At 58.2% G+C, this 12986-nt stretch carries 10 protein-coding genes; 5 read left to right on the top strand and 5 right to left on the bottom strand.

Annotation, left to right across the window (positions count from 1 at the left end; genetic code table 11):
• The first annotated feature begins 238 nt into the window (after positions 1-238).
• Positions 239-1558, top strand: coding sequence for a xylose isomerase (gene xylA, locus IMQ33_RS07370; protein WP_074030879.1), 1320 nt, complete (start codon positions 239-241; stop codon positions 1556-1558).
• 51 nt (positions 1559-1609) lie between these two features.
• Positions 1610-3061, top strand: a complete 1452-nt coding sequence (gene xylB / locus IMQ33_RS07375) for a xylulokinase (RefSeq protein WP_196061668.1) — start codon at positions 1610-1612, stop codon at positions 3059-3061.
• 99 nt (positions 3062-3160) lie between these two features.
• Here the strand turns inward: xylB and IMQ33_RS07380 are convergent, their stop codons facing one another.
• Positions 3161-3703 carry a CS1 type fimbrial major subunit gene (locus tag IMQ33_RS07380; protein ID WP_196061667.1) on the bottom strand — a complete coding sequence of 181 codons (543 nt, stop codon included), beginning with the start codon at positions 3701-3703 and terminating at the stop codon, positions 3161-3163.
• A 245-nt stretch (positions 3704-3948) separates the two neighbouring features.
• On the opposite strand from IMQ33_RS07380, the gene IMQ33_RS07385 reads away from it, so the two are divergent.
• Entirely contained in the window at positions 3949-4500 is a 552-nt protein-coding gene (locus IMQ33_RS07385; RefSeq protein WP_196061666.1) for a cysteine hydrolase family protein, read from the top strand.
• A 2-nt stretch (positions 4501-4502) separates the two neighbouring features.
• The gene (locus tag IMQ33_RS07390) at positions 4503-5420 is read left to right on the top strand and encodes a GlxA family transcriptional regulator (protein WP_173410062.1); all 918 of its coding nucleotides are present in this window, start codon (positions 4503-4505) and stop codon (positions 5418-5420) included.
• Here IMQ33_RS07390 and IMQ33_RS07395 read toward each other — a convergent pair.
• On the bottom strand, positions 5417-6409 hold the full coding sequence (locus IMQ33_RS07395) for an acyltransferase (protein ID WP_196061665.1): 993 nt from the start codon (positions 6407-6409) through the stop codon (positions 5417-5419). The two genes, IMQ33_RS07390 and IMQ33_RS07395, sit on opposite strands and share 4 nt — an antisense overlap.
• Before the next feature lie 230 nt (positions 6410-6639).
• Here IMQ33_RS07395 and IMQ33_RS07400 point away from each other — a divergent pair, with 230 nt between their 5' ends.
• Positions 6640-7884 (top strand): MFS transporter, encoded by a 1245-nt coding sequence (locus tag IMQ33_RS07400; protein WP_065683537.1) that lies wholly within the window; start codon positions 6640-6642, stop codon positions 7882-7884.
• A 45-nt stretch (positions 7885-7929) separates the two neighbouring features.
• On the opposite strand, the gene IMQ33_RS07405 is transcribed toward IMQ33_RS07400, so the two are convergent.
• The 3 genes from IMQ33_RS07405 to selA all read right to left on the bottom strand — a co-directional run bounded on the left by IMQ33_RS07405 (position 7930) and on the right by selA (position 12917).
• The gene (locus IMQ33_RS07405) at positions 7930-9468 is read right to left on the bottom strand and encodes an aldehyde dehydrogenase family protein (protein ID WP_098929306.1); all 1539 of its coding nucleotides are present in this window, start codon (positions 9466-9468) and stop codon (positions 7930-7932) included.
• A 219-nt stretch (positions 9469-9687) separates the two neighbouring features.
• Positions 9688-11529, bottom strand: a complete 1842-nt coding sequence (gene selB / locus IMQ33_RS07410; protein ID WP_161738883.1) for a selenocysteine-specific translation elongation factor — start codon at positions 11527-11529, stop codon at positions 9688-9690.
• Complete coding sequence (selA, locus tag IMQ33_RS07415) at positions 11526-12917, bottom strand: L-seryl-tRNA(Sec) selenium transferase (RefSeq protein ID WP_196061664.1); 1392 nt, start codon at positions 12915-12917, stop codon at positions 11526-11528. The genes selB and selA overlap by 4 nt, the downstream gene beginning before the upstream one ends.
• Positions 12918-12986 lie beyond the last annotated feature (69 nt).

The following is a 12986-nucleotide window of genomic DNA, read 5'->3' on the forward strand; positions in this document are numbered from 1 at the left end:
CCAGTGAATTACGGTTTTTGGTTTAATGTTGATTTTATGATGGCGGTCATGTTTTAAACCTGTGAAATAACCCGCGACCAGTAAAACCGGCCCTTCGTTGAATTATGAGATCCCGCGCACATTTAATAATTCTGTGAATTTAAGAGTGAAATAACGTAATTGAGCATTCCACCACTTACTCCGAAGATGAGCGCATCCCGCATCCTTTTCGCCGGGCACCGCTACCAAGGAGTCACTCATGCAATCCTATTTTGATCAGCTTGAACAGGTTCGTTACGAAGGCACCAGCAGCAATAACCCGTTGGCTTTCCGCCACTACAACCCCGATGAAATCATCCTCGGCAAACGTATGGCCGACCACCTGCGCTTCGCCGCCTGCTACTGGCACACCTTCTGCTGGAACGGGGCAGACATGTTCGGCATCGGGGCCTTCGATCGTCCCTGGCAACAGCCGGGTGAAGCGCTGGAGCTGGCCAAACGCAAGGCCGACGTGGCGTTCGAGTTTTTCCATAAGCTGAACGTGCCTTACTACTGCTTCCACGATATCGACGTATCGCCGGAAGGGGCCACGCTAAAAGAGTATCTGAACAACTTTGCGGTCATGACCGACGTGCTGGCAGAGAAACAGCAAAGCAGCGGCGTGAAGCTGCTGTGGGGCACCGCCAACTGCTTCACCCATCCGCGTTACGGTGCCGGGGCGGCGACTAACCCGGATCCGGAAGTCTTCAGTTGGGCAGCAACTCAGGTGTTCACGGCCATGAATGCCACCCACAAGCTGGGCGGTGAAAACTATGTGCTGTGGGGCGGGCGTGAAGGCTATGAAACCCTGCTCAATACCGATCTGCGTCAGGAGCGTGAACAGATTGGCCGCTTTATGCAGATGGTGGTTGAGCACAAACATAAGATCGGCTTCCAGGGTACACTGCTGATCGAGCCCAAACCCCAGGAGCCGACCAAGCATCAGTACGATTACGACGTCGCCACCGTTTACGGTTTCCTTAAACAGTTCGGCCTGGAAAAAGAGATCAAGGTGAACATCGAGGCCAACCACGCCACGCTGGCCGGGCATTCGTTCCACCACGAGATCGCCACCGCCATCGCGCTGGGGATATTCGGCTCGGTCGATGCCAACCGGGGCGATCCACAGCTAGGTTGGGATACCGATCAGTTCCCGAACAGCGTGGAAGAAAACGCGCTGGTGATGTTCGAAATCCTCAAGGCCGGCGGCTTCACTACCGGCGGGCTGAACTTTGACTCGAAGGTGCGCCGCCAAAGTACCGACAAATATGATCTGTTCTACGGCCATATCGGCGCGATGGACACCATGGCGCTGGCGCTGAAAGTGGCCGCCCGCATGATCGAAGATGGTCAGCTACATCAGCAGGTTGCCAAACGCTATGCCGGTTGGAACGGTGAGCTGGGCCAACAGATCCTGCAAGGGAAACTGTCGCTCGAAGCGCTGGCACAGCACGCCGAGCAACAGGTGCTGGCACCACAACATGCCAGTGGGCATCAGGAAAAGCTGGAGAACCTGGTCAACCGCTACCTGTTCGGCTAACTCTCTACGGCGCGGTGGGTCCGCTCACTGCGCTTCAAAGGATCCGTGCTCATGTATATTGGAATCGATCTCGGTACTTCCGGCGTGAAAGTCATCCTGCTAGGCGAGCAAGGCCAACTGCTGGCCAGCCAGAGCGAACCGCTGCCCATCTCGCGCCCCCATCCCCTATGGTCTGAACAAGACCCACAAGATTGGTGGCAGGCCACCGACCGCGCCATGTTGGCATTAGCTAAACAGCATAGCCTGCAACAGGTCCAAGCCATTGGCCTGACCGGGCAAATGCATGGCGCAACGTTACTGGATAAACAGCAACGGGTATTGCGCCCGGCCATCCTGTGGAACGATGGCCGCAGCTTTGCGCAATGCCAGGCACTGGAACAAACCGTACCTAGCTCACGGGAAATCACCGGTAACCTGATGATGCCCGGCTTCACCGCCCCCAAGCTATTGTGGGTCAAGGAGCACGAACCACAGATTTTCCAGCAGATCGATAAGGTGTTATTGCCGAAGGATTACCTGCGTTGGTGCATCACCGGCGAGTTTGCCAGCGATATGTCCGATGCCGCAGGGACAATGTGGCTGAACGTCGCCAAACGTGACTGGAGCGATGCCATGCTTGATGCCTGCGAGCTGACGCGTGAGCAAATGCCTGCGCTGTTTGAGGGCAACCAGATCACCGGGCAAGTGCATAGCGAGCTGGCCCAACGCTGGGGGATGGCACCGGTGCCGGTGGTGGCTGGCGGGGGTGACAATGCCGCCGGAGCGATCGGCGTCGGGCTGTATCAGGCCGGGCAGGCGATGCTGTCGCTGGGAACCTCTGGCGTCTACTTCGCCGTCAGCGACGGCTTCCTCAGTAACCCGGCCAGCGCGGTACACAGCTTCTGCCATGCGCTGCCGCAGACCTGGCACCTGATGTCGGTGATGCTCAGCGCGGCGTCCTGCCTGGACTGGGCCTGCCAGTTAACCAATGTCGACAGCGTTGCCACCCTGCTGCGTAACGTTGAGCAGGCTGCTCCTGCTGAAACGCCGCTGTGGTTCTTGCCCTATCTTTCCGGCGAACGTACGCCGCACAACAACCCGAATGCCAAAGGGGCCTTCTGGGGCTTCACTCATCAACATGGGCCGAACGATCTCGCACGAGCGGTGCTGGAAGGGGTGGGTTATGCACTGGCAGATGGCATGGACGTGCTGCATGCCAGCGGCCTGCAACCCACGGCTATCACCTTGATTGGCGGCGGCGCACGTAGCCCGTTCTGGCGCCAGATGCTGGCGGATATCAGCGGCCAGCGGCTGGAATACCGCACCGGTGGTGACGTTGGCCCGGCATTAGGCGCCGCGCGTCTGGCACAGATTGCGCTGAACCCTGGCGTGTCATTGAGCACCCTACTGCCCGAATTGCCGTTAGAGCAGGTGCATGAGCCGGATACCGAACGGCATCAATATTACGCAGCCCAACGCAACACCTTCCGCGAACTTTACCGCTGCCTGCAGCCGCTGATGTAATTCACCAACGCCTCTGCCAGGTACATACATATCCAACACCTATGTATGTACTTGGCTGTTGCCGTTAGCATTGGGCTTTAAATGGCTCAGTATTGAGGGCTAAATCGAGCTGGCCGCGATCTCAAACAGCATCACCATTTCCCCGGTATACAAACCTTGAGTGTCGGTATTGCCGTTGCTCTTAGGCGCATTAGCGTTTACCTTCAACTGATAAACGCTTTGATAGCCATTGCCCACCTTCACTTTCTGATTGAAGGTTTGCGCGGCGCCACTAGCACCAAGATCTTTGCCATTGCTGCCCTCACCGGCAAACTTAACCTTAACCCCATCCATTTTATAAGCCGAATCGGTGCGGGCGATCTCAAGTGGATGAACCAGCGACACGTTGAACTGCGGCGTCGTGCTCCAAACCTGTACCGGTATACTGCTGGCGAACGATTGCTGTGTGCCATCGGTGGCCGCTAAATCCACCGTCTGATACCAATCCCCACCCTGCGGGCGAGAAACAAAAATACTGTCTCCGAGCGTGGCGGTGATGGTGATGGTTTTGGTGACCGATGCGTTATGTTCTTGTGCCTGACTCATCCCTGAAAAAAACAGCAGTCCACCCGCGATAATTACTGCCAACTGGCGTTTTTTCATGTTTGATTGCCCATTCAGATAAGTTAACGGTGGGGTCTTGGCCTTGCCTTATTACCCTCCTCGTTCCAGCCAAAGGACGGTCAATCAATTATAGTAATCAATACCGCGTTCACCGGGATTATTATCGGTAACCGCCCGCAAACTTCATCCCGTCCGTTGTTGCCATCATGATGGCCGTTTTTGACCTTCTTTCTGCCTTGTTGCAAGCGCAATATGGTCTTACACCACATTCAGGAGGGCCGAAAATGTCACATAGCGCACTATTGATCATCGATGTTCAACAATCCTTTCAACACCGCCCGTTCTGGCAGGAAGACGATCTGCCTGCGTTTCAACAGGCGCTGACACGCCTGATCGCGGGTTGCCAGCAGCAAGGGGTGCCGCTGGTCGATGTGTTCCATGTCTCGCCTGAGGGGCCGTTCTCTTTGGCGTCTGGTTACGTGAAACGCCTGCCGTTTCTGAGCCATCAGGCTGACGTTACGGTGCAAAAGCGAGTACACAATGCGCTGACCGAATCTGGCCTGGATGCCTGGCTGCGTGAACGCCAGATCGACCATCTGATTATCAGCGGCATTCGCACCGAGCAATGCTGTGAAACCACCACCCGCGTCGCCTCGGATCTGGGCTATAAAGTGACGTTTGTGACCGAAGCGACGCTCACTTTCCCGATGCATCACCCGGGCGGCAGCCTCTTTACCCCCGAGCAGCTAAAGCGGCATACTGAAACCGTGCTGGTCGACCGCTTTGCCACCATTGCCAGCGTCGATGAAGCATTGGCACAACTTTCACAGGAATAATCATGCCCAAGGCCGTTTACTTTCTGATGCTCCCCAACGTGCTGTTACTGGATGTCAGCGGCCCGGCAGAGGTATTGCGACTTACCGGGCGGTTCCAGCTGCACTATGTCAGCCCGGTGCCGCAGATTACCTGTTCCATCGGCATGACGATCGGCCAGTTGGCCCCCTTACCGCAACAGTGGAACGAAGGGGATATTCTGGTGATACCGGGGGTGGCGGACTCAACGCATTACTTTGCTAGCGAGGAAGCGGCTCTGGCACGCAATTGGCTCCGGGCCTTGCGCCCGGCTTTGGCCCAGCGGCAGATTGATCTGGTTTGCGTCTGTTCCGGTGCGCTATTGGCCGCCCAGGCAGGCTTGCTCGACGGCTATCACTGCACCACTCACCACGCCGTGCTCGACCGTCTGCGCCAGCAGGCACCGGCCGCGCAGGTGAAGGAAAACCGTATTTTCGTTGAGGATCGTGGGGTGTTTACCAGCGCGGGTATCACCGCCGGTATCGATCTGGCCCTGCACCTGGTTAATCAACACTGTGGGGCTGACCGCGCGTTGGAGATTGCCCGTGAGATGGTGGTTTATTTCCGCCGCTCCGGCGACGATCCGCAGCTTTCCCCGTGGCTACGCTACCGCAATCATCTGCATCCTGCCGTGCACCGGGCGCAGGATGTCATGGCCGCCGAGCCGGAGGCCGAGTGGTCGGTCCCCCAGGTGGCGGAGAAAGCCCACGTCAGCAGCCGCCATCTGGCCCGGCTGTTCCGCCTGCATATCGGCCTCAGCGTACGGGAATATCATGAACAGCTGCGGCTGGCGGTCGCACAGCAACGGCTGCAACAGGGCTACGGTCTGGAAAAAGCCGCGCTAACCGCAGGCTTCTCCTCTGGCCGCCAACTGCGGCGGGCACAGCAGCGCTGGCAGGCTTAAGACACCAGCCGCCGGGTATCCACTTTCTGTAACCCCATCGACAGCAGCAGGCTCACGCCAAGCGCCATGCCAAACACCCAGAAGATATCCAGCAGCGGATAGGCCGGAAACTCCCAGTGGCGGTTACGCATCACGTTAACGATCAGGGCGTGAAAACCGTAGATCGCCAGCGAGTGGCGGGAGATCACGCCTAGCCAGCCGATTGGGTTCGGCAGGCAGTTTTTGCACCACACCAGCAGCGAGACCGCCGCCACAAACACCAAGGGGCCGGTATACATATAAAACGTATCGGCGAAGCTGCCGTTGATAAACATCTGGCTTTTGGTGCCACGGATAATCAGTACCACGCTAGCGACAAAGCACAGCACTGCCAACAGGCTCATACCGCGCCGTTGGGTAGCCATCATGCCGATCGCTCGCCCTGCCAAGGCATACAGCAGGTAATAGAAGGTATCGCCATAGATGTACAGGTTCACCGGCAGCAGATGCACGTTATCCAGGGTTAGCTTGCTGGTATTAGGGTTGGCGATAATCGCCAGAATGACAATCACCCCGGCCAGATAGCGGCCAGAGATCGGTTTGACGCTGATCAGCGGCGAAAGCAGGTAGACCACCGCAATGGCGTAAAAGAACCACAGGTGATAAAACACCGGCTTTTGCAGGATGGCACGCAGCGAGGGCCAAAAGCCGATGCGAGTAAAACAGGCAATATAAATCAGGGCAATGGCGCTGTAGAACAAAATGCAGCAGGTAATGCGGATAAAGTGTTTTTGGTTGGCACTGCGCTCACCAAAAAATAGAAAGCCGGAAATCATAAAGAATAGCGGCACCGAAGCCCGTGAAATCGAGTTCAATACGTTAGCCATATCCCAGTTATGTTCACCCACTGCCACACCGTTAGCGACGTAGTAGGTGGTCGCGTGGATCATCACCACCATCATGCACGCCAGCGCACGCAAGTTATCTATCCAACCAATTTTATTGCTCATTGCTGCCCGTCGGTTGCCTATAATTCTGTCATAAAGAAATGTTAATCAGAGGTTATAGCTCAGGGGGGCGCAGCACAACGCTTAAACGCACTATTAAGAATGAGCCTGAAAATCACCTTATGATTGCCAAGGTGAACAATTGGCGGCAAAATAGCCGCCACAACTCGCTCAGTTTGCGCATCCCCGCCCTGACAGTTCCTTATTTCTTCTTTGCTATCAGTAATATAAAAATGAAAACATCATTACCCCCTGCGGCACTTTTAGGCCGACAGGCGCTTTTATTCCCACTTTGTCTGGTGCTGTTCGAATTTGCGACCTATATCGCCAACGATATGATCCAGCCCGGTATGCTGGCGGTCGTGGCCGACTTCAACGCCGGCGTGGAGTGGGTGCCCACCTCAATGACCGCCTATCTGGCTGGCGGTATTTTTTTGCAGTGGCTGCTTGGCCCGCTGTCAGATCGCCGTGGCCGCCGCCCGGTGATGCTGGCCGGGGTGCTGTTCTTTATCGTCACCTGCCTGGCCATTCTGCTGGTCACCAATATCGAGCAGTTTATCGTGATGCGCTTCCTGCAGGGGATCGGCCTGTGCTTTATCGGCGCGGTGGGCTATGCCACCATTCAGGAGTCGTTTGAAGAGGCGACATGTATCAAGATCACCGCGCTGATGGCTAACGTGGCGTTGATCGCCCCGCTGCTAGGGCCGTTGGCCGGGGCCGCCTGGGTTCACGTAGCCTCCTGGCAGAGCATGTTTGTGCTGTTTGCCGCGCTGGCCGCCATTGCCTTTGTTGGTCTGTGGAAAGCCATGCCTGAAACCGCCACACTGCAAGGGGAAGCCTTCTCGGCGGCCAACCTGTGGCGCGACTATCGCCAGGTGCTGGTCAATCGGCGCTTTATCTGTGGTTCATTGGCTATCGGCTTTGCCAGCCTGCCGCTGTTGGCCTGGATTGCCCAGTCTCCGGTGATCCTGATTAAGGGTGAGTCGCTCTCGGCGCTGGACTATGGCCTGTTGCAGATCCCGGTGTTTGGCGCGCTGATCCTGGGCAACCTGACGCTGGCCCGCGTGACTGGCAAACTCAGTATTGAACGCCCGATCAAGCTGGGCGCATGGCCGATGCTACTGGGCCTGCTGCTCGCCGCGCTGGCCACGGTATTTTCCGCCCACGCCTATCTGTGGATGACCGCCGGGCTGAGCCTTTATGCCTACGGCATTGGTTTGGCGAACGCCGGTCTGTATCGCCTGACGCTGTTTTCAAGCAACGTGAGTAAAGGTGCCGTTTCGGCCGTGATGGGGATGCTGAGTATGTCGGTGTTCACCATCGGGATCGAGCTGGCCAAGGTGGCCTATGTCTGGGGCGGTAACGGGTTGTTTAGCCTGTTCAATCTGATCAGCGGCCTGTGCTGGCTGATGCTGACGGCGTTGTTCCTCAGCAAACACCGTGGTGGCGCCACTCCCGCACCGAGTGCCACAGTGTAATGGTTAACCAGCCCTCTCCCTTTGGGTGAGGGCTGGCGTGAAGGTTTAGAACAGCCCCATCGGTTTCTCAGAGTAGCTCACCAGCAGGCACTTGGTCTGCTGATAGTGCTCCAACATCATCTTATGGGTTTCCCGCCCGATCCCCGACTGTTTGTAGCCGCCGAACGCCGCATGTGCCGGGTAGGCATGGTAGCAGTTGGTCCAGACGCGGCCCGCCTGAATGTTGCGCCCCATCTGGTAAGCAATGTTACCGTTGCGGCTCCACACCCCGGCTCCCAGGCCAAAATCGGTATCATTAGCCAGCGCCAGCGCTTCATCCATGTCTTTGAAGGTGGTCACCGCCAGCACCGGGCCGAAAATCTCTTCCTGGAATACCCGCATGCTGTTCTTGCCGAACAGTATGGTGGGCTCCATGTAGTACCCTTGCGCCAACCCGCCATCCAGCGCCTTGCGTCGGCCACCGGTCAGCACCTTGGCCCCTTCCTGCTTGCCGATCTCGATGTAGTTAAGGATGGTCTTCATCTGCCCTTCGGAGACCTGCGCCCCCATTTGGGTGCTGGCGTCCAGCGGGTTGCCGCTACGGATGCTCTCCACCCGTTTGATCGCCCGCTCCATAAAGCGCTCGTAGATCGATTCCTGCACCAGCGCCCGGCTCGGGCAGGTACAGACTTCCCCCTGGTTAAAGGCAAACAGCGCAAAGCCTTCCAGCGCCTTGTCGAAGAACGAATCCTCTTTGTCCATCACGTCGGCAAAGAAGATGTTGGGTGACTTGCCGCCCAGCTCCAGCGTCACCGGAATGATGTTCTGGGTGGCGTAGCCCATGATTTGGCGGCCCACCTCGGTCGAACCGGTAAAGGCCACTTTGGCGATACGCTTGGAGGTCGCCAGATATTCCCCGATTTCACCGCCTGCGCCGTTGACCACGTTGATCACCCCTGGCGGCAGAATGTCCTGGATCAGTTCCATCAGCACCAGCACCGATAGTGGCGTCAGCTTGGCCGGTTTCAACACGATGCAGTTACCCGCCGCCAGCGCCGGAGCCATCTTCCAGCAGGCCATCAGCAGCGGGAAGTTCCACGGAATGATTTGTGCCACCACGCCCAGCGGTTCGTGGAAGTGATAGGCGACGGTTTCGGAGTCGATCTCGCTGATGCCGCCCTCTTGCGCTCGTACGCAGGCAGCAAAGTAGCGGAAATGGTCGATAGCTAACGGAACGTCGGCATTGACGGTTTCGCGGATCGGTTTGCCGTTATCCCAGGTTTCTGCCGCCGCCAGCAGATCGATATTCTGCTCCATGCGATCGGCGACCCGGTTAAGCAGGTTGGCGCGCGCCTGCACCGACATCTTCCCCCATGCCCCTTTGGCATCGTGGGCCGCATCCAGCGCCAACTCGATATCCTGGAAGGAGGAGCTGGCTACTTCGCACAGCGTCTGGCCGGTGATCGGCGTCAGGTTGGTGTAATACTCGCCCTGTACCGGCGCCACCCAGGCACCACCGATAAAGTTGTCGTAACGTTTTTTCAGTTTGAGAGGAAACCCGGTGTTTTCAGGCGTGAGGTGACTTGCCGCAATGGTATTCGCCATTTGTATCTCCTTTTAACGAGGCTGCAACCTTACCGCCCGCAGACGGTAAGCAGGTTCACGGCACCATGGCCGCAGATCCAGTGATCAAACTTAAGAAGCGGTGAACTATCTCTAGCCGGAATGATAGGGGTTTATGAGGAGAAATGGCGAAACAATGCTCAAACGCATGAGGGGTGTCACAATCTTTTAAACTGGGTGCAACAATATGCACCCATAATTTCAACCACCGAACAGCCCGCGATCCCGCAGCAGATGCTGGTTCCCCTTACGCCGGGTAAAGCCGCTGCGATCGAAGAATTCCAGCACCTGGATCGCCAGCTTGCGGCCAACCCCCAGCCGATCGCGGAAATCACCGGCATTGGTGCTGCCTTGCGTGGCGTCCAGCTCGCGGATCATCGCGGCAAACTGTTCGATACGCTGGCTGAGGTAGTAGCGATCGACCACCACGGCGGTGACGTAGCCAAGCTGTGCCGCTTTGCGCAACGCGGCGCGAACGCTGTTTTCCTCTTCGCCCAACGAGGCGGCCAGATCGCGCACCCACCAGGGCTCTTCACCAAACAGCGGCTCAATGCGGCTCCACAGCGCCTGTTGCTCGCTGCTGAATGCCAAACCGTGGTCTGGCAGATGCAGCCAGCCGCGCGTATTACGCAGCAAACCCGCCGCCAGCAGCCGATCGATCATCATAAACACCAGCGGCTCATGCAGCGCCGGTAACGCCATACGGCGTAGACGAGCGCGCCCCAGGCCAAGCTGATCGGCATGTTGCTGATGGTATTCGGCCAACACCTGTAACAGGCGCTGCTCATGCGCCTGCACATTGGCCGGGGCCAACGCCATCTCGCCAGAGATCATCAGGGCATAACCCGCCAGCAGTTCCTGTAGGCCCTCATCCGTCAACTGTCGCGCCCAGGCAAACGCGGCCAAATCCAGTGCGCCACCCGGCAAACGCAAATCCAGCACCTGTCCATCGCTGGATGCCTGAGACAGCGCTGCCAGCCAGGCCAGATACTCCGGCTGACGCTTGCCCCGTTTCGGCGAGGAGAGCCCCAGCACGCGGGCAGCCCCCAACGTTTGGCGTGCGCTGATATCACGCAGCACCAGCCGGTCGTTTTCCACCAGCCACAGCGGGCGATCGAGGATCAGCTCCGCCAGGTTGTCGGCCAGCAACGCAATGCGCCCGGTGATATGGCTGGCAGCATGATGAATATGCAGTGACTGCCAGTGCTGGATCGGCGCGTCGGCCTCTATCGCCACCAGAATACGTTCTGCCGCCGCTGGCGGTTGTTGCGCCAACAGCCAGTCGCCGCGCGTTAGCTGATCTTTGCTGACGTCACCGCTGATATTCAGCGCAATACGTTGCCCGGCAACCGCCTGTTCTGCCGCCTGATTCTGCGCATGCAAGCCGCGCACCCGTACCGGCACATCCGCACCGGTCAGCCATAGCGTATCGCCTACCGCCACGCTGCCGCCCAGCGCCGTCCCTGTCACCACCAGCCCGGCCCCCTTGACGCTGAAGGCGCGATCCACCGCCAAGCGAAAACGGCGTGATAGTAAGTGCTCACCGGGTTGCAACATCAACAGATGCTGGCGCAGCTCATCAATACCTTCCCCCATGGCCGCCGCAGTAACAAATACTGGCACATCATGCCAGCCCTGCTGCGCCAATTCAGCCAACACCTGGGTTTGCACTTCAGCGACTCGTGCAGGCTCCACACGGTCGGCTTTGGTTAGCGCCACCGTCAACTGCGCTCTACCGCTCAGGCGCAGGATCGCCAGGTGCTCGCGGGTTTGTGCCATTACGCCATCGTCGCAGGCCACCACCAGCAGCGCATGGTCGATGCCGCCAATGCCCGCCAGCATATTAGCGAGGAATTTTTCATGGCCGGGAACGTCGATAAACCCCAGCACGCGGCCATCTGGCTGCGGCCAATAGGCATAACCAAGATCGATGGTCATGCCACGGCGTTGTTCCTCCGGCAGGCGATCGGCATTGATGCCGGTGATCGCCTGTAGCAGGGTGGTTTTGCCGTGGTCGACATGGCCAGCGGTGGCAATAATCATGCGCTCAGCGCCTCAACCAGTGCGCCCTCCTGTTCCAGGCAACGCAGATCGAGCCACAGCTTGCCGTCGTTGATACGGCCAATGACCGGCTGCGGCAAACCGCGCCACTGCTGAGCCAAACCTTCTAGCGTTGCGCCTCGTCCATCAAGTGGGGCAAAGGTCAACGCGTAGCTCGGCAGACGATCTACCGGCAACGACCCGCTGCCAATCTGTGACCAGCATGGCTCGCTGCGCAGCTCGAAGCGGCCAGCAAACCGCGGAGCCAACTGGCTCTGCAAACGCTCGGCTGTTTCCTGCATCTGTTGCTGTGGACGGGTTAGTAAACGCAAGGTAGGCAAGTGTTCTGCCAGTAGCTCAGGCTGTTGATACAACCGCAGCGTGGCTTCCAGCGCCGCCAGCGTGATTTTGCCTACGCGCAGAGCGCGCTTGAGTGGGTGCTGTTGCAGACGGGCGATGAGATCTTTTTTACCGACGATAATCCCGGCCTGTGGCCCGCCCAGCAGTTTGTCACCGGAGAAGGTCACCAGATCGACACCTGCGGCAATCAGACGTTGCGGCATCGGTTCGGCGGGCAAGCCGTATTGCGCCATGTCGATCAGCGAGCCACTGCCCAAATCGGTCGCCACAGGAATGCCGTGTTCGTGGCCCAACACTGCCAGTTCGCTTTCATCGACCGCAGCGGTAAACCCTTGAATACTGTAATTACTGGTGTGTACCTTCATCAACAGGCCGGTTTGCTCGTTGATGGCGGCACGATAATCTTTCAGATGTGTACGGTTGGTGGTGCCGACCTCCACCAGTTGGCAGCCAGCCTGGCGCATGACGTCCGGGATGCGGAACGCGCCGCCAATCTCCACCAGCTCGCCACGTGATACCACCACCTGCTGGCCCGGCGCTACCGCCGCCAGCATCAATAGCACCGCCGCCGCGTTATTGTTAACGATGCAGGCATCTTCCGCCCCGGTGAGCTGGCAGAGCAAATCCGCGATGGCCCGATCGCGATGCCCACGGCCTGCGCCATCCAAATCATATTCCAACGTCACGGCACTGCTCATGGCACTGACCACCGCATCAACCGCCGGTTGCGCCAATAGCGCTCGCCCCAGGTTGGTGTGCAAAACGGTGCCGCTGAGGTTAAACACGGGTTGCAACGCCGGGCGCTGTTGCTGCTCCAAGCGGGTATGTAGCGCCTGCGGCCAGTCCTGACACCAGGTGGGCAACTGTTGCTGCGTCTTGATGGCTTCACGCGCCTGCGCCTGCATCTGGCGCAGCAGTTCACTGATGAGCGTCTGGCCATGTTTGGCGACGGCGGTTTCAATCGCAGGGTCGCGCAGCAGGCGGTCGATGGCAGGTAACTGGCTGTATAGGTGCTGGGATTCAGTGCTCATGGTCACTCGATTTTTCAGTGTCCGGTTATCGGCAAACTGGCTTATTGGCGTGCCGAGCTAAACCAGTCA

This window comes from Serratia sp. Res13-Sevr-LER1-36-b (assembly GCF_015673035.1).
GTDB lineage: Bacteria > Pseudomonadota > Gammaproteobacteria > Enterobacterales > Enterobacteriaceae > Chania > Chania fonticola_C.